Annotated in this window: 17 protein-coding genes; 15 read left to right on the plus strand and 2 right to left on the minus strand. The window is 67.2% G+C overall.

The window, feature by feature from the left end; translation table 11 throughout:
* Window positions 1–36: 36 nt before the first annotated feature.
* From LRQ07_RS02400 to LRQ07_RS02470, 15 genes are all read left to right on the plus strand, one after another.
* A complete protein-coding gene (locus LRQ07_RS02400; RefSeq protein ID WP_256535737.1) occupies window positions 37–4,536 on the plus strand; it encodes an FtsK/SpoIIIE domain-containing protein in 4,500 nt (1,499 codons plus the stop codon).
* Between the two features lie 120 nt (window positions 4,537–4,656).
* Window positions 4,657–4,944, plus strand: a complete 288-nt coding sequence (locus tag LRQ07_RS02405) for a WXG100 family type VII secretion target (RefSeq protein ID WP_028501988.1) — start codon at window positions 4,657–4,659, stop codon at window positions 4,942–4,944.
* A 74-nt stretch (window positions 4,945–5,018) separates the two neighbouring features.
* A complete protein-coding gene (locus tag LRQ07_RS02410) occupies window positions 5,019–5,354 on the plus strand; it encodes a hypothetical protein (RefSeq protein ID WP_046746675.1) in 336 nt (111 codons plus the stop codon).
* Entirely contained in the window at window positions 5,351–6,598 is a 1,248-nt protein-coding gene (locus LRQ07_RS02415; RefSeq protein WP_256535738.1) for a hypothetical protein, read from the plus strand. Before LRQ07_RS02410 ends, LRQ07_RS02415 begins: the two co-directional genes overlap by 4 nt.
* A 52-nt stretch (window positions 6,599–6,650) precedes the next feature.
* Window positions 6,651–7,121, plus strand: coding sequence for a hypothetical protein (locus tag LRQ07_RS02420; RefSeq protein ID WP_256535739.1), 471 nt, complete (start codon window positions 6,651–6,653; stop codon window positions 7,119–7,121).
* Window positions 7,121–7,699: a hypothetical protein gene (locus LRQ07_RS02425; protein WP_232762683.1), complete on the plus strand. Its 579-nt coding sequence runs from the start codon at window positions 7,121–7,123 to the stop codon at window positions 7,697–7,699. The genes LRQ07_RS02420 and LRQ07_RS02425 overlap by 1 nt, the downstream gene beginning before the upstream one ends.
* Complete coding sequence (locus tag LRQ07_RS02430) at window positions 7,696–8,256, plus strand: hypothetical protein (RefSeq protein ID WP_232762682.1); 561 nt, start codon at window positions 7,696–7,698, stop codon at window positions 8,254–8,256. The genes LRQ07_RS02425 and LRQ07_RS02430 overlap by 4 nt, the downstream gene beginning before the upstream one ends.
* Window positions 8,257–8,369: 113 nt before the next feature.
* Window positions 8,370–8,657, plus strand: coding sequence for a WXG100 family type VII secretion target (locus LRQ07_RS02435; protein ID WP_028501988.1), 288 nt, complete (start codon window positions 8,370–8,372; stop codon window positions 8,655–8,657).
* A gap of 272 nt (window positions 8,658–8,929) precedes the next feature.
* Window positions 8,930–9,292 carry a hypothetical protein gene (locus tag LRQ07_RS02440; RefSeq protein WP_256535740.1) on the plus strand — a complete coding sequence of 121 codons (363 nt, stop codon included), beginning with the start codon at window positions 8,930–8,932 and terminating at the stop codon, window positions 9,290–9,292.
* Window positions 9,293–9,328: 36 nt separating this feature from the next.
* Window positions 9,329–9,727 carry a hypothetical protein gene (locus LRQ07_RS02445; protein WP_047524672.1) on the plus strand — a complete coding sequence of 133 codons (399 nt, stop codon included), beginning with the start codon at window positions 9,329–9,331 and terminating at the stop codon, window positions 9,725–9,727.
* Window positions 9,728–9,736: 9 nt separating this feature from the next.
* Window positions 9,737–11,053, plus strand: coding sequence for a putative T7SS-secreted protein (locus LRQ07_RS02450; protein ID WP_232764071.1), 1,317 nt, complete (start codon window positions 9,737–9,739; stop codon window positions 11,051–11,053).
* A 1-nt stretch (window position 11,054) separates the two neighbouring features.
* A complete protein-coding gene (locus tag LRQ07_RS02455) occupies window positions 11,055–11,654 on the plus strand; it encodes a hypothetical protein (protein WP_232764073.1) in 600 nt (199 codons plus the stop codon).
* 36 nt (window positions 11,655–11,690) lie between these two features.
* A complete protein-coding gene (locus LRQ07_RS02460; protein WP_256535741.1) occupies window positions 11,691–12,329 on the plus strand; it encodes a hypothetical protein in 639 nt (212 codons plus the stop codon).
* Window positions 12,330–12,479: 150 nt separating this feature from the next.
* Complete coding sequence (locus LRQ07_RS02465) at window positions 12,480–12,767, plus strand: WXG100 family type VII secretion target (RefSeq protein ID WP_028501988.1); 288 nt, start codon at window positions 12,480–12,482, stop codon at window positions 12,765–12,767.
* 177 nt (window positions 12,768–12,944) lie between these two features.
* Window positions 12,945–13,592 carry a hypothetical protein gene (locus tag LRQ07_RS02470; protein WP_256535742.1) on the plus strand — a complete coding sequence of 216 codons (648 nt, stop codon included), beginning with the start codon at window positions 12,945–12,947 and terminating at the stop codon, window positions 13,590–13,592.
* Window positions 13,593–13,612: 20 nt separating this feature from the next.
* Here the strand turns inward: LRQ07_RS02470 and LRQ07_RS02475 are convergent, their stop codons facing one another.
* Together LRQ07_RS02475 and LRQ07_RS02480 are read right to left on the minus strand one after the other, a co-directional pair.
* A complete protein-coding gene (locus tag LRQ07_RS02475; RefSeq protein ID WP_232762680.1) occupies window positions 13,613–14,080 on the minus strand; it encodes a recombinase family protein in 468 nt (155 codons plus the stop codon).
* 54 nt (window positions 14,081–14,134) lie between these two features.
* Window positions 14,135–15,124 carry a malate dehydrogenase gene (locus LRQ07_RS02480; RefSeq protein ID WP_047521342.1) on the minus strand — a complete coding sequence of 330 codons (990 nt, stop codon included), beginning with the start codon at window positions 15,122–15,124 and terminating at the stop codon, window positions 14,135–14,137.
* Between the last annotated feature and the right edge of the window lie 40 nt (window positions 15,125–15,164).

Raw genomic sequence — 15,164 nt, forward strand, 5'->3', positions numbered from 1 at the left:
AAGTGAGATGCGCCCCCGGCGCGGTGAGGACGAGCGATGAGAGTCAAGCTGACCCTGCGTCGACCCGCAGCACCCCTGACCGACGTCGTCGTGATGGCGGACTCGACGGCGACCATCGCCGATGTCGCGCGCCAGATCGCCACCACCGACCCGGCGCGCAGCATCGTCGCGACGCCGACCGACGTGCTCACGCTCTCCGTCGCCCCTCCGACCAGCGAGCAGCTCACGATGCTCAATCCCGACCTGCTCGTCGGCGACGCCCCGCTCGGCTCCGGCTTCCTCGCAGAGGTGGTCAACGTCGGCCCGAACCGTGCCGCCACAGGCACCGTGGGTGCGCGCCCCGCCGCCGTCCTCCGGGTGGTCTCCGGCCCCGCGGTCGGGCAGGAGTTCCCGCTGCCGATCGGTCACTTCCTGATCGGTCGCGACGCCGCGAACGATGTCACGATCGCTGATCCGCTCGTCTCGAAGCGGCACGCCAGGATCGAGGTCGCCGCGACGTTCGTCGAGCTGGTCGACTTGAACTCGGCGAACGGAATCCTCGTCGACGGCGGGCTCGTGCAGCGTCTCCGTGTGATCCCCGGGCAGAGCTTCGTGCTCGGGGACTGCGAGTTCGTCGTGCACATGGTGAGTGACTTCGACGGCTCAGCCACGGGTGACCCGGTGCTCGAGCGCGGGGGAGCGCTCATGTTCAACCGCAGCCCCCGTGTCGAGGAGCGGTACACCGGGGAGGATCTCGATGAGCCGCGCTATCCCCGCGACCAGCCGTCGCGGCTGTTCCCCTGGCCCATGCTCGTCGCGCCGATCCTGCTGGCCGTGACGATGTTCAGCATCACGCAGCGTCCGGCGTCGCTGCTCATCGCGGCTGCGTCGCCGATGATGATGTTCGGCAACTTCATCTCGCAGAAGACCAACATCGGTCAGCGGCTTCGCAAGGAGGCCGAGTCGTTCGAGGAGCAGTTCGAGCGGCTGGAGGAGACGCTGTACCACTCGCGTCCGAAGGAGCGCGAGGTACGGCAGAACGAGGTCCCCGCCGTCGCCGTGGTCTTCGATGAGGCCATGCGTCTCGGTCCCCTGCTGTGGACCCGGCGACCGGAGCACTGGAACTTCCTCGCGATGCGTCTCGGGGTCTGCGAGACCGAAGCGCGCACGCGCATCAAGCGCACCGAGACTCCGGAGGCGCTCGTCGAATACGTCGAACGCGTCGATCGCCTGGAGGAGCGGTACCGGATGATCGACGACGTCCCGATCCTGGAATCGCTCCAGAGCGTGGGGTCTGTCGGTGTCGCCGGTCCCACGTCGCTGGCCAGCGATGCGCTGCGGGGGATCGCCGTCCAACTGTTCGGCACGCACTCCCCGAACGAGCTCGTCACCGTGGCGCTGACCGAACCGGGCTGGGCGAACGAGCTCGACTGGCTCAAGTGGCTCCCCCACACCTCCAGCGAGCGGAACCCGTTCAAGGAGATGCCGCTCGCGGATTCCGCCTCGACCGGGACGGCCCTGCTCAGCGGTCTCGAGGAGATCGTCCTGCGCCGCTCGCGGGAGTCGAAGTCTGCACGGCCCCCGTACGGAGCCGACTGGGACCCGATGCGGTACGGCACCGACGTCAAGCGCGCGGCCGAGGAGGCGACCTTCCCCGGCCAGACGGCCATCCTGGTGATCATCACGAACGACGCCCCCGTCGATCGGGCCAGACTGACCCAGATCCTGGAACGCGGCGCCGACGTCGGCGTCTACGCCCTGTTCGTCGCTCCGGTCGTCGAGGCACTGCCCGCGGCGTGCCGCACGTTCGTCGACGTGAGCGCCGGGCTCTCCGATGCCGTGGTCGGCACCGTCCGCAGCGGCGTGGACTACCGCGGGGTGCAGGTCGAGGGTGTCTCGCACGCCTACATGACGATGTTCGCCAAGCGCCTGGCGCCGGTCGTCGATTCCAGTACGGTGATCGAGGACTCCTCCGACATCCCGAACTCGGTCAGCTTCCTTTCGCTCGTGGGTACTGAGGTCGCCGAGGATGCCAGCGCGGTGATCGATCGCTGGCGGCAGAACAACACCATCATCGACCGTTCCGGCGCTCCGCAGGCCCGGCTGAAGAAGGCCGGCAACCTGCGCGCCATCATCGGACAGTCGCAGACGGACGCGATGACCCTCGACCTGCGCACCCAGGGGCCGCATGCCCTGGTCGGCGGGACGACCGGTGCCGGCAAGAGTGAGTTCCTGCAGGCCTGGGTGCTCGGCATGGCAGCCGCCCACAGCCCGGATCGCGTCACCTTCCTCTTCGTCGACTACAAGGGCGGCTCCGCGTTCGCCGACTGCGTCGACCTGCCACACACGGTAGGCCTGGTCACCGACCTGAGCCCGCACCTGGTGCGTCGCGCCCTCACCAGCCTGCGCGCCGAGCTGCACCACCGCGAGCACCTCTTCAACCGCAAGAAGGCCAAAGACCTCCTCGAGCTCGAGAAGCGACGCGACCCCGAGACGCCGCCCGCGCTGGTGCTGGTGATCGACGAGTTCGCCGCGCTCGCCGGAGAGGTGCCGGAGTTCGTCGACGGCGTCGTAGACATCGCCCAGCGCGGTCGCTCCCTCGGCATCCACCTGATCATGGCGACGCAGCGTCCCGCCGGCGTCATCAAGGACAACCTCCGCGCGAACACGAACCTGCGCGTCGCGCTGCGGATGGCTGACGAGTCCGACTCCAAGGACGTCGTCGACGACCCGGTGGCGGCGACCTTCCCGCCCTCGCTGCCGGGACGAGGCATCGCGAAGACCGGTCCGGGGCGACTCGTGCCGTTCCAGTCCGCGTACGCCGGCGGATGGACCAAGGACGAGGCCCAGGTCGCCGAGGTCAAGGTCGCCGAGCTCCGTTTCGGGTCCATCCAGACCTGGGAGGCCGAGCAGGCGCCGGAGTCCGATTCGCACGACGAGGATCTCGGACCCAACGACCAGAAGCGCATCGTGGCGACGCTCGTGAATGCGGCGCGCGAGGCCCGCATCCCCGCGCCCCGACGGCCGTGGCTCGACGACCTCGAGGGCGCGGTCGACCTGCGCGACCTCCCGGTGCTCGGCGACGGGCAGGTGCTGCTCGGCAAGATGGATGTCCCGGAACGGCAGCTTCAGGAGCCGGCCTACTTCCACCCCGACAAGGACGGTTCGCTGCTCGTCTACGGGACGAGCGGTTCGGGCAAGTCGACGGTGCTGCGCACGATCGCGATCGCGGCGGGTTTCGATCCCGCTCGTTCGAACGTCGAGGTGTACGGGCTCGACTTCGGGTCCGGTTCGCTCAAGAGCCTGGAGATGCTGCCGCACGTCGGCTCGATCATCTCGGGCGACGACTCCGAGCGCGTGCAGCGTGTGCTGCGTTCGCTGGCCGCGGTGCTCGACGACCGTGGCAAGCGTTTCAGTGCCGCCAACGCTTCCAGCCTCACGGAGTACCGAGAGCTCACCGGGCAGGACGAGGCACGCATCGTCCTGCTCATCGACGGCTTCCCGCAGTTCCGAGGGGAGTGGGAGTCGACGACGGCGCGGATGCCCTTCTATCAGATCTTCATGCGCATACTCGGCGAGGGCCGCCCGCTCGGCGTGCACGTCGTCGCGAGCGCCGACCGCTCGGGCTCGGTTCCGACGGCGGTGAGCGCCAACGTGTCGCGGCGCGTGGTCCTGCGTCTCTCGGACGAGTCCGGGTACGCGATGCTGAACGCGCCGAAAGACGTGCTCGACGAGCGGTCGGCCCCGGGACGCGCCATCATCGACGGCCGCGAGACGCAGATCGCGACGCTGGGCGGGACTCCGAATGTGGCGGAGCAGACCAAGCTGCTCGAGGGTCTCGCCGAGAGGCTCCGTGCGGCCGGAGCGAGGGAGGTGCCGGAGATCGGCGCGCTGCCCACCCGTCTGTCTGTGCGCGATCTGCCCGATCGCCTCGGCGAGTTCCCGGCACTCGGGGTCGCGGAGGACACCCTGGCGGCGCGCGACTTCGACCCGGTGGGCACGTTCGTCGTCGCGGGACCGCCGTCTTCGGGCAAGACCAACGCCCTGAAGTCGCTCATCACGTCGATGCGCAGGCTCGATCCGTCCACCGTGCTGTTCCACTTCGGCGGACGCCGCGCCCAGCTGAAGGACTACGCGAGCTGGACACGCAGCGCCGTGACGCCGGACGATGCGAAGGAGCTCGCCAAGGAGATCACCGAGCTGATCGCCGACGACTCCCTCCCGACGAGGGTGCTGATCGTGGTCGAGGACGTGCCGCAGTTCGCCGACAGCCCGGCCGAGCGCGAGATGAAGGCCCTCTTCCAGGCGATCAACCGCAGCGACCACCTGCTCATCGGCGACGCCGACGTCACGCAGGTCACGAGCGGCTTCGGATTCATCGGCGACTTCAAGGCCGGGCGCAAGGGCATCATCCTCAAGCCCGATTCCTTCGACGGCGACGCGGTGTTCAAGGTGCCGTTCCCGAAGGTGAAGCGCACCGACTTCCCCGAGGGACGAGGCATCTTCGTGCAGGCCGGACGCCAGGTCACGGTGCAGCTGCCGCTCGTCGAGGGGTAGGCGACGGCCGCGGTCGTCGATGGGGAGTTGTCCCCATCGACGGGGGCGCGGATATTTCCATAGGGTGGTGTTATTCGGGCCGGAGGGGTCCGGTTCTTTCGATTTGCGGAGGTGTGGACGATGGCCGATTTCGGTGCGTCTTATGCAGAGATGGAGCAGGTGGCGTCGTCGCTGTCGCAGGCTCGTGATGACATTCAGGGTCAGTTGGACACGTTGAAGGGTCAGGTGGACACTCTTCTGGGTGAGGACTTCAAGACGCAGCATGCGTCGGGGAAGTTCGGTGAGGGGTACACGGAGTTGACGACGGGTCTGAAGACCGCGGTCGACGGTATCAATGACATGTCGGAGTCGCTGCTGGGCATGATGCGGGCGATCCAGGATCTGGATCAGCAGCTCGCCGGTAGCTGACACACGGTCTCGGGAAGGGGTCGACGGGATCCGTCGGCTCCTTCTCACCACCCCCGCTGGAGAGGACGTTCGCGATGGACATCATGCTCGATCTGGACCGGCTCCGACTGACGAAGACCGGCCTGACATCCTCGGTCGATGCCTTCGAATCGGCGGCTCAGACCAACGATGCGCTGGAGAGCGCCGTCGGAAAGCCGGACGGACGTTCCGAGCTGCGGCAGAAGGTCTCCGACTTCGAGGACGACTGGAAGTCGAACCGCGGCAAGCTGCAGAAGAACCTCGACGAGATCCTCAAGCAGCTGACCGGGATCATCGATGGTTGGGAGCAATGGGACTCCGAGACCGCGAACGGATTCGAGAACCCGACGAGCACCGCAGACGTCTCGGTAGGAAAGGCCACTCCACGATGAGGTCTCCGTTCACGCAGCACGAACTGCGACCGCTCGAGGGGAACCCGACCGTGATCTGGGATGACGGCGACGGATTCGTGAAGCTCGCCGCCACGATGTCCGAGACCGCGGTGCTGCTCACCGAGATCGGTGACTCCAGCGTGCACAAGAGCAAAGGCACGGACAAACTCGGCGACATGGCGCGGGAGTCGTCGAGTGACCTGTCGGATGCTGCGGTGCGCTACGAGGGGACGGGCACGGCGCTGCGCACCTATGCGGATGCGTTGAGGACCGCGCAGAACTGGCTCGACCTTCACCTCGACGAGGTCGAGCGCGCGGAGAGGGACTATCAGAGCGCGCTCGATGAGAAGGAAGCCGCCGACCGGAACCAGGCCTCGATCGATCATCAGTGGCCGTGGGAGGACGAGCCGACACAGGCCGACAAGGAAGCAGCGTCCGGTGCTGTCGACGCGGCGAACACCTCGCTCACCGGAGCGAAGGCGGATCGTGACGCCCAGTGGCGTAGTTTCGACCATGTCTTCGGGGCGTGGTCCGATGCGTATGACGATGCCGTGGAGGGCGTGCAGAAGGCCATGGACACGGCCGACAACGGCGACGGATTCTGGGGATTCGTCGACGACCTCCTCACCGTCATCTCCGTCGTCCTGATCGTTCTCACGATCGTCGCGCTGATCATCGGCGCCCCGTTCACTGGCCTGCTGGCGGGGGTACTCCTCGGACTCACCCTCCTCAGCCTCGGCCTCACGGCGCTCAAGTACCTCGACGGTCGTGCAACGCTGGGCGATGTCGGGCTCGCCGCGCTCGGCCTGCTGCCGTTCGGGATCGGGAGGGTGCTCTCGAAGGGCGTTCCTGCGCTCGGTGCCGTCCTCAGCGGCGGACGGGGTGTCGTCACCTCGGTGATCCGCGCGGGCCTGCCGCGCGTACGGCTCTTTCATCCGTCCACCTGGGCGACGCCGTTCCAGTGGCTCGCAGCCCCTATCCGTTCGATGTCGAACCTGCCCAGACCGGGCCTCTTCGTCAACCCGTTGCGGACGATCGTCAACGGCGGCCCCGAGGTGCAGCAGATGCAGCGATTCCTCACGACGATGCACAACTCGCAGTGGGGGACGAATCCGGCCGTGCAGCAGTTCATCGCGGCGACTGCGTCGCACTTTCCCTCCAGCCTGGTATCACGGCTCAACACGGTGAACTGGCTCGGATCGACGAGCCTGAACGTCTACGGGTCGATCACGGCACCCTGGTAAAGGCCTACGCTTGACTCTCATGACCTCCCCTCGGGCTTCCGTGCACAAGCGGATGACGACGATATACCTCCTGCTGCGGATGATGCAGGCGGCGGCGCTGATCGCCTATCTGGTCGGGTCTCTGCTTCTCGCCGGAGGACAGATCGCCGCAGGTCGCGCGCCGATGTGGGGTGTTGCTATCGACTACCCCGTGTTCTCTTTTCCAGGGCTGTTGTCTCTCGCTGTGTCCGTCATCGGTCTCATCCTGGCCGTCGCTGTTCTCGCCACCGCGCGTGTGAAGGATTCCGGTCGAGTGGGTGGAGCGTTCGCGGCGACGGGTGCGGCCACCGCGTCCTCGGCGATGTTCGCGTGGATGCTGCCTTCGGATGAGGCGACCGAGGCGACGCTGCGGTGGGCAGCGGCCGGAGTCGACGTGGCCGCGACATTGCTTCTGATGGTCGCAGCGCTGATCTTCGCCGTCCGGGATGACCGTGCTCGTAAGAGTGAAGGACGCCCGATCTGGACCCCCGGGCAGGAAAGCTGATGGCCGAAGACGAGCCCGGCGGATTCAGCATCCTGTTCCCGCCGGGGTGGACACGGTACTTCATCGATGATGAGGGGCGAAAAGCCCTGACCATGCGGATGTCGTCGCAGATTCGAGCGCTCGGTCGCCCCGATCTCGATGTCGAGGCGCGCATGCTGATCAGCCAGCAATGGAAGCAGATGCAGGCGCGGAGTGTCGGTGCGGTCTACCTTCCGGACGCGATGGGGGACGACTCGACACCTCTGCCGATGTCATTCGCGCTGATCCAATACGTCGCTCGTCCCGGAGCCGACTTCGACTCGGCGTTCCGCGACATGGCGAAGGGGGCCGTCGAAGCTTTCGACACGTCGATCGGTCGGATTCTGCGAACCGAGAGCGAGCGCCGCGGCACAGACGAGCTCGCGGAGGTGATCGGGCGGCAGATCGACTACGGCATCGCGCTTCCGAACCCGCGTGACCGTCGCGGCATGATCGTCTCGACCTCCATCACCACGCTCGAGGACACGGCACCTGATCTGGTGCAGGGTCTGATCGAGCTCAGCGACACGATCGTCGAGACGTTCCGGTGGCGTGCGTGACCGGCTACCGGGTGCTGCCAGACCAAGCCGCCTGGCTGACACTTCCGCTCGAGTTTCCGTGGAAAGACTTCGTCGATGACGTCTCCTGGGCCGCCGAGGTCGCAGATGACAGAGCAGTTGCCGACGCGCCTGCGGCCGTCCGCACGGCGATCGCCGAGAGCGCGCTCACTCTCGTGCGCGCCGAGCCGCCGCTTCCCGGCGTGCGGGAGCGTTTCTGGTGGCTCCCCTCGATCGGCGGATCGGTCGTGGTCGCGCATCTGACGGCCGTCGAACTCGACGAGTCGCTCCACGAGCAGCCCCTCGATTCCTTCGTCTTCCTCGGCGCGGGAGGAATGGTCCAGAACATCACCGAGGTCGAGGGAACCGCGTTCGACACGGCCCTGGACTGTGTGCTGCTCGTCCCGGTCGACGACACGACCATCGCGCTGAGGCGCCTTCTCGGACGAACGGCGCGGATGCTGCTCATGCTCGATGTGTTCGTCGATGACGGCGGTGCGCTCCACGAGGCGCGGCACGATATCTCGACGCTCTTCACTTCGATCGAAGTGGTGCACTGATCGTGCTCGGTGAGGGGGAGTTGTCCCCATCGACGGTGTTCGTGGGGGCCGCGTAGGGTGGTGGCATTCGGGCCGGAGGGGTCCGGTTCATTCGATTTGCGGAGGTGTGGACGATGGCCGATTTCGGTGCGTCTTATGCAGAGATGGAGCAGGTGGCGTCGTCGCTGTCGCAGGCTCGTGATGACATTCAGGGTCAGTTGGACACGTTGAAGGGTCAGGTGGACACTCTTCTGGGTGAGGACTTCAAGACGCAGCATGCGTCGGGGAAGTTCGGTGAGGGGTACACGGAGTTGACGACGGGTCTGAAGACCGCGGTCGACGGTATCAATGACATGTCGGAGTCGCTGCTGGGCATGATGCGTGCGATCCAGGATCTGGATCAGCAGCTCGCGGGCAGCTGACGAACGGCACGGTTTCACGGAGAGGGTCGACCAGGTGGTCGGCCCTCTTCGTCGTCACCCCGCCGACGGCGGCCCGTGTGAGATGGCGGCCCGCCAAGTGGCAGTGAGCCCCTCCGATCCCATAAGGTGGCCAAGTGAATCAGACGGACAGGTCCCGCATCTCGGGCCGCCGTTGCGACTGCGGCTACCTCGCCACCGGCACGCCGCCTGCGAGGCTCTGCTTCGACTGTGGAGATCGAGCGCTGGCCGATTGGGTCGCTGAGGAGAAGAGCGTGCTCGGGCCCCTGCCGGGCTACGCGGTCGAGGTGGCGGAGATCATCCGCGACGCGGCGAAGAACCAGGCTGCGGCGATCAAGAAGCGCTCGAACGAACCCTTCGCCGAAGCCGCACGCGAGCGAAGCCAGGCGGCCCGGCGTCTTTCGCGGGTCCGCCGTGCCCACCGCCGTGAGTTGGAGGGGGTCTCTCTGGACCGCTGGCAGGCGGCTGCCGCCCTGCTCGGGAGCGACCCCCGGGAGTTGTTCCGCAAGGAGTCCAAGCGCTTCGTGAAACGTGGCCTCGGAGCGGCGCAGCTGACGGCCTTGGGCGTCGATGCGATGCAGATCGTCGTCAAGACCGCGCAGGAGAAAAGACGCTGATCGATTGTGGGGACTTCTCCCCATCGCCTGAGCGGCATGGTGACCGCTATCGTCGAATCCGGCGAAGGAGGACCACTGATGGCGGGCAACGACGGGATGCTGCTCCCGATGAGCGAACTGCAGGAGATGTCACAGCAGATCACTTCGATCATCACCGAGTTCGAGTCGGCCAGCGCGCGACAGGGAGATGTCCAGGAAGCGGTCGGTCGGCCGGCCGGCGATGGGCGACTGCGCGACCGCTGCCACTCCTTCGAGGGCAGCTGGAACGACAGCCGGGACAAACTCCTCAGCAAGCTCCGCACGGTGAGCGAGCGCGTGCAGGGAACGATCGACGAGACGCAGCAGGCCGACGTCGACCTCGCGAGCCAGATGGAGCCGTCTTCCCCGTCGAGTCAGCCGGCGGGGCGGGGCCCCGGCGCTGCCCAGGCAGTCTAGGAGAACAACATGCAGACGACCAGAGGGCGCACGGTCGAGGTCATCGCCGGGAACCCCGGCGACATCGACGCCAGAGCCACGCAGATCTCCGATCTCGCTGACGACATGTTGTCCGCTGCGGCGACACTGCGCGGCATCGGCGATGGCAGCATCCGCGGCAAGGGCTACGCCATGGACAAGATCCGCGAGGTCGTGGACGACTCGCACAAGGACCTCAAGGAGGCGGGCGAGCGCTATCGCCCGGCGGGGACCGTTCTCAGTCGCTACGCGACCGCGCTGTCGACGGCGCAGCAGCAGATGGCCACGATCGTCTCGGACTGCGAGACCTCCTTGAGTGCGGTTCAGTCGGCCCAAGGTGATGCTTCGGATGCACAGGGTGCGTTCAGCAGCTTCCGCACCGAGGTCGCCGCTGCCCCTCCCGCTCCCGAGGAGCAGGATGCGAGCGCGCAGCAGAGCGACCGACTCGAGCAGGCGGCTGCGAGTGCGGCGCTCGCGCTCTCGCAGGCGAGGGAGACGCACGCCGAGAACCTCCGTGCCTACGACGGCGTCTTCGAGACGTGGGAGGGCGCCTACGAGACGGCGGTGAGTGACCTCGAGGATGCCAACAAGATCGGGGAGGACTCCACCTGGGAGAACATCGCCGGCGTCCTCGCCGTCGTCGCTGAAGTGCTCAGCTGGGTCGGACTCGGTCTCGCTGTCCTTGGCCTGATCATCGGCGGTCCGTTCATCGCCGCGCTCGCCGTGATCGTCGCCGTCGCGTCGCTGCTCGTCACGGTCGCTCTCATGTTCGACGGTCGCAAAGGCATCGGCGACCTGTTGTGGTCGGTGGTGGGTATCCTCCCGATCGGCAAGCTCGGCCTGTTGTTCAAGAAGGGCGGACAGCTGAAATTCCTCGGGGAGATCGGCAAAGGCATCGCGAAGCCGTTCCAGCAGGTCAGGGGCCTCCGGGGGCTCCAGTTCGCCCCGCGCAGCGGATGGCGGGCCGACTGGCTGCCGAAGTTCGATGCTTTCGCCGGTCGGGTGTCCGGCGTCAAGATGACCGGCCCTTTCTCGTTGAAGGGGATGCTCGACCGATTCGTCGGCGGTACCGGGCGCTCCTTCACGATCGCGTTCACGGACGCTGTCGGGTCGGCGCCGAAGCAGGCCATGGGAACCCAGCTGTTCAGCCAGCTGCCGACGGCGCTGCAGAATGTCGTCGGCGGAGCACCGACGACGTTCGAGCAGGTGTTCAACGTCTACAAGTGGATCGACCGAGGTGTGTCGGCGACGGGAGGACGCCCTTCCGGCGCCCTCTCGCCCGCGGGTGCCATCAATGGGCTGTTCTGAGATGGGCGAGTCACTGTCGGAATCCGGGTGGGATCTGAACTATGACGCCGCGTTGTTCATCCCCCTTCCCTCGGTGGAGGAGCTCTCCGCCGATCCGGAGCGCGGGCCGATGTGGGTCGGCGAGGTTCTCGAGCACTACGCGGCGTCGGCACCGCTGACCGAAGGCGACCGCCAGGGTCTGACGGTGACCGCCGAGGCGCTCCTGAGCATGGCCGAGCCGTTCGTGATGCGCCTGTGGTTCGCTCCGCCCGGGTTCTACAGCGATGTGCTGGTGAGCCTTGTGGTGACCGACGCCGAAGGGGACTCGGCGAGGGAGATCGTCCAGCGTGTGACCGAGAATCCGGGAGCGACCGCGCCCGACGGGATCGCCATCGAGTCGGATACGCATGGCTCAGGAGTTCTGATCCGCCGCACCGCCGGAGTGCAGGCTCAAGACTCGAGTGCACTGCTGGTCGCCCAGTGGGATCTGCTGCTCCACGTGCACGGTGTGCTCATCGCCGCCAACGTCATGGCCACCACGCTTCCGGTGCTCGCCCAGCTCGAGGGTGAGCTGCTGGCCCTCGTCGAAGGCATCGTGCTCCCCGACGCCGTCATCGCATGATGCCGTCTCGGGGGCTTTTCCTGTGAGGATGGGGAGATGAACGATCTTCGTGTGGAGCTGCGGTACGGCATCCCTCCGTTCCGAATCGCGCTGCCGCCGGGGTGGCATCGAAGGGCTGCGTCGACGGCGACCGAGAAGGCCGACCTCGCGCGCGCATCGGAGCTGTTCCGCCAAGCCGGACGCCCCGATCTCGAGGCACAGTATCGGGCGATGATGGCCCGTGTGCGTCAGGGCATGACGCGGGCGAAGGTGTTCGCGATCTACCGGCAGGAGGATGTCGAAGCCGACGAACTCCTGCCGATGTCGATCACGGCGTCGGCGGTCGATGGCGAGGGTGGCCGCAATCTCGACGCCTGGATCACGGATGCGTTCCGGCTGCGTGGAGCGAGCTTCCTCGAGGATGCCAAGCATGTCGTGCGGTGGGAGGGCCCGGCGGCCCCGGCGCCCCGTGGCGCGGAGCTCGAACAGGTGACCGGACGAACGATCACGTATGCCCTGCCGGTGCCGGAAACCGACCGCACGCGCGCGCTGGTGTTCACGACGACCATCCTCACGCCAGACGGTGGCGGGATCTCCGACGAAGCGATTCAGGGCATGACACTGCTCAGCGATCTGATGATCTCCACCGTTGCGTGGGAGCAGGCGATGCCGGAGACGGTTCCGGGCTCGGTGTGAGCGAGTGCGGCTTTGTTCCGCCATCCGGTGGTGCGCGCCGTGCTCGGTGATGGGGAGTTGTCCCCATCGACGGTGTTCGTGGGGGCCGCGTAGGGTGGTGGTATTCGGGCCGGAGGGGTCCGGTTCTTTCGATTTGCGGAGGTGTGGACGATGGCCGATTTCGGTGCGTCTTATGCAGAGATGGAGCAGGTGGCGTCGTCGCTGTCGCAGGCTCGTGATGACATTCAGGGTCAGTTGGACACGTTGAAGGGTCAGGTGGACACTCTTCTGGGTGAGGACTTCAAGACGCAGCATGCGTCGGGGAAGTTCGGTGAGGGGTACACGGAGTTGACGACGGGTCTGAAGACCGCGGTCGACGGTATCAATGACATGTCGGAGTCGCTGCTGGGCATGATGCGTGCGATCCAGGATCTGGATCAGCAGCTCGCGGGCAGCTGACGAACGGCACGGTTTCACGGAGAGGGTCGACCAGGTGGTCGGCCCTCTTCGTCGTCACCCCGCCGACGGCGGCCAGAGTCCTTGCTCCTCCAGTGGCAGCCACCGGTTGGTATTGTCACGGCCAATGGCCAGGCGTGGAACTGAGCCGTGGGAGCAGGGGCAGCAAGGGGCGGGCGGATGGCGATGCGCTGGCAGATGACCGCGGTGATGGCGGTGCTCGCGCTCGTCCTCACCGGGTGCACGAACGAAGGAGAAGGCATGGCGACCCCGACCGGCGATGAGCTCTTCGCCCAGGCGAAGCAGCACTACCTCGACTACCGCGACGTCACGAACAGCGTCCAGGGGCTGATCTTCGACGGTCCGTGGGAGGCTCCGGGCGGCTCATTCGGCATGGAGCCTTCGGGGGCGGGCTGCCCGGACGGTTCCTACAAGTTCTCTCTCGCCCGATCGACGGAAGTGGATCCGGAGCAGCACGCCGAGCAAAGCGCCGCTGTGCAGAAGTACCTCACGGACGCGGGCTATGAGCTCGCTGGCATGGACCTGGGGTCGGGCGAGGTGCAGTCGAGCGATGTGATCGTGCGCGAGCAGGGCGAATTCTCGTTGTTGACGGTGACCTTCATCACGAACGGCAACGTGCTCGTGACGGCGACGACCAAGTGCCGGCCCGGTGACCGCTACGAGCTCGGCGACCTGATGTTCGGTGACGCGAACCTTTCGGAGGGATATCTGCCGCGCGAGGAGTCGCCGAGCGATCCGCTGTTCTTCGGAGTGACTCCGGGAGAGCCGGCCTTCGGCCCGACACCGAAGCCCACCGCGACGCCGTAGCGTCTGCGCGCGCAGTGGTGTCAGCGTGCGGCGTCCGCGAGGTGCCGGGCGTCGTGGCCCAGGACCTTCACGATGATCCCGTGGCGGCGCAGTTCTGAGACGGTGCGGGCGCCCTCTTCGGCGTCGCGGCCGAGAGCCTTGATGTTCACGACGACCAGCACATCGCCGTGTGTCAGAGTCGCGATGAGACGCGCGAGACGGTCGTTCCAGCTCTCCAGGATGTCGGGTGCCGGGTGACGGAACCCCTCGATCGGCACGCCGAAGCGGGTGAGGTCTTCGCGCTGCTTGACGACCGAGGGCATGCCCTCCCGAGCGACGACGAGACCGACCAGGCGCGAGCCGTCAGGGCGTGCGGTCCAGAAGTTGCGGTTCTGCTGCAACTCGGTGAAGCACTTCGGGCAAGCCGCGGCATCATGAGGCAGGTGCAGCGGGCTCGTCAGCGCCTCATCGACGGCAGTCGCCTTCATGGGATCGATCGTCTCGCTCATCGCGCACCTCCGGCATCCATTCTGCCCTGTCGGACGGCGCCGCGGCGACCGGATTCACAACAGACCGAGGGCTTGCACCGTCTCTCGCTCCTGGAGCAGTTCTGCGACGGACGCGTCGATCCGCGCGCGTGCCCACTCACTCAGCTCCAGCCCTTCGACGATCTGCCATTCACCGTCGACGGAGCGCACCGGGAAGGACGAGACGAGACCCTCCGGGACGCCGTACTCGCCGTGCGAGACGACGCCGGCCGAGGTCCAGTCGTCGGTGCCCCGGACCCAGTCGCGCACGTGCTCGATGGTCGCGTTCGCGGCCGACGCCACCGACGACGAACCGCGCACCGCGATGATCTCCGCTCCGCGCTTCGCCACCCGCGGGATGAACGTTTCGTCGAGCCACGCCGGCACGTCACCGACGATCTGTTCCAGAGCCGGCGCCACCGGACGGCCGGCGACCGTGGCGTGCGAGATGTCGGGGAACTGCGTCGCGGAGTGGTTGCCCCAGATCGGCACGCGGCGCACGGTGTGCACCGGGGTGCCGAGGGTCTGCGCGAGCTGGGCCCGCGCGCGGTTCTCGTCGAGTCGCGTCAGGGCGGTGAAGCGCTCGGCGGGTACGCCGTCCGCCGACGCGGCCGCGATCAGGGCGTTGGTGTTGGCGGGGTTCCCGACCACCGTGACACGCACTCCCGCCGCCGCGTTCGCCGCGATGGCCGCGCCCTGCGGGCCGAAGATGCCGGCATTGGCGGCGAGCAGGTCGGCGCGCTCCATCCCGGGCCCGCGGGGGCGGGCCCCCACGAGCAGGGCGAGGTCGCACCCGTCGAAGCCCACCGCGGCGTCATCGGTCACCTCGACGTGTTCGAGCAAGCCGAACGCGCCGTCCTGCAGCTCCAGTGCGGCGCCCTCCGCGGCACCGAGTCCCTGCGGGATCTCCAACAGGCGGAGCCGTACCTTCTCGTCCGGTCCGAGCAGGTCGCCCGCCGCGATGCGGAACAGCAGTGCGTAGCCGATCTGGCCGCCGGCGCCGGTGAGGGTGATCGTGGTCGTCATGCCCCGAGCATACGTCCGATCACGCCGGTCGTCCCTCGGA

Origin of the sequence: Microbacterium sp. J1-1 (assembly GCF_024498615.1) — a bacterium.
GTDB classification, from domain to species: Bacteria; Actinomycetota; Actinomycetes; order Actinomycetales; family Microbacteriaceae; genus Microbacterium; species Microbacterium aurugineum.

What these genes read in the sequence shown, in the direction of transcription:
- LRQ07_RS02415 (WP_256535738.1), top strand. Translation starts at nt 5,351, where the DNA reads ATGAGGTCTCCGTTCACGCAGCACGAACTGCGACCGCTCGAGGGGAAC.
- LRQ07_RS02470 (WP_256535742.1), top strand. Translation starts at nt 12,945, where the DNA reads ATGGCGATGCGCTGGCAGATGACCGCGGTGATGGCGGTGCTCGCGCTC.
- LRQ07_RS02435 (WP_028501988.1), top strand. Translation starts at nt 8,370, where the DNA reads ATGGCCGATTTCGGTGCGTCTTATGCAGAGATGGAGCAGGTGGCGTCG.
- LRQ07_RS02420 (WP_256535739.1), top strand. Translation starts at nt 6,651, where the DNA reads ATGACGACGATATACCTCCTGCTGCGGATGATGCAGGCGGCGGCGCTG.
- LRQ07_RS02455 (WP_232764073.1), top strand. Translation starts at nt 11,055, where the DNA reads ATGGGCGAGTCACTGTCGGAATCCGGGTGGGATCTGAACTATGACGCC.
- LRQ07_RS02460 (WP_256535741.1), top strand. Translation starts at nt 11,691, where the DNA reads ATGAACGATCTTCGTGTGGAGCTGCGGTACGGCATCCCTCCGTTCCGA.
- LRQ07_RS02400 (WP_256535737.1), top strand. Translation starts at nt 37, where the DNA reads ATGAGAGTCAAGCTGACCCTGCGTCGACCCGCAGCACCCCTGACCGAC.
- LRQ07_RS02465 (WP_028501988.1), top strand. Translation starts at nt 12,480, where the DNA reads ATGGCCGATTTCGGTGCGTCTTATGCAGAGATGGAGCAGGTGGCGTCG.
- LRQ07_RS02480 (WP_047521342.1), bottom strand. Translation starts at nt 15,124, where the DNA reads ATGACGACCACGATCACCCTCACCGGCGCCGGCGGCCAGATCGGCTAC.
- LRQ07_RS02405 (WP_028501988.1), top strand. Translation starts at nt 4,657, where the DNA reads ATGGCCGATTTCGGTGCGTCTTATGCAGAGATGGAGCAGGTGGCGTCG.
- LRQ07_RS02475 (WP_232762680.1), bottom strand. Translation starts at nt 14,080, where the DNA reads ATGAGCGAGACGATCGATCCCATGAAGGCGACTGCCGTCGATGAGGCG.
- LRQ07_RS02450 (WP_232764071.1), top strand. Translation starts at nt 9,737, where the DNA reads ATGCAGACGACCAGAGGGCGCACGGTCGAGGTCATCGCCGGGAACCCC.
- LRQ07_RS02425 (WP_232762683.1), top strand. Translation starts at nt 7,121, where the DNA reads ATGGCCGAAGACGAGCCCGGCGGATTCAGCATCCTGTTCCCGCCGGGG.
- LRQ07_RS02445 (WP_047524672.1), top strand. Translation starts at nt 9,329, where the DNA reads ATGGTGACCGCTATCGTCGAATCCGGCGAAGGAGGACCACTGATGGCG.
- LRQ07_RS02410 (WP_046746675.1), top strand. Translation starts at nt 5,019, where the DNA reads ATGGACATCATGCTCGATCTGGACCGGCTCCGACTGACGAAGACCGGC.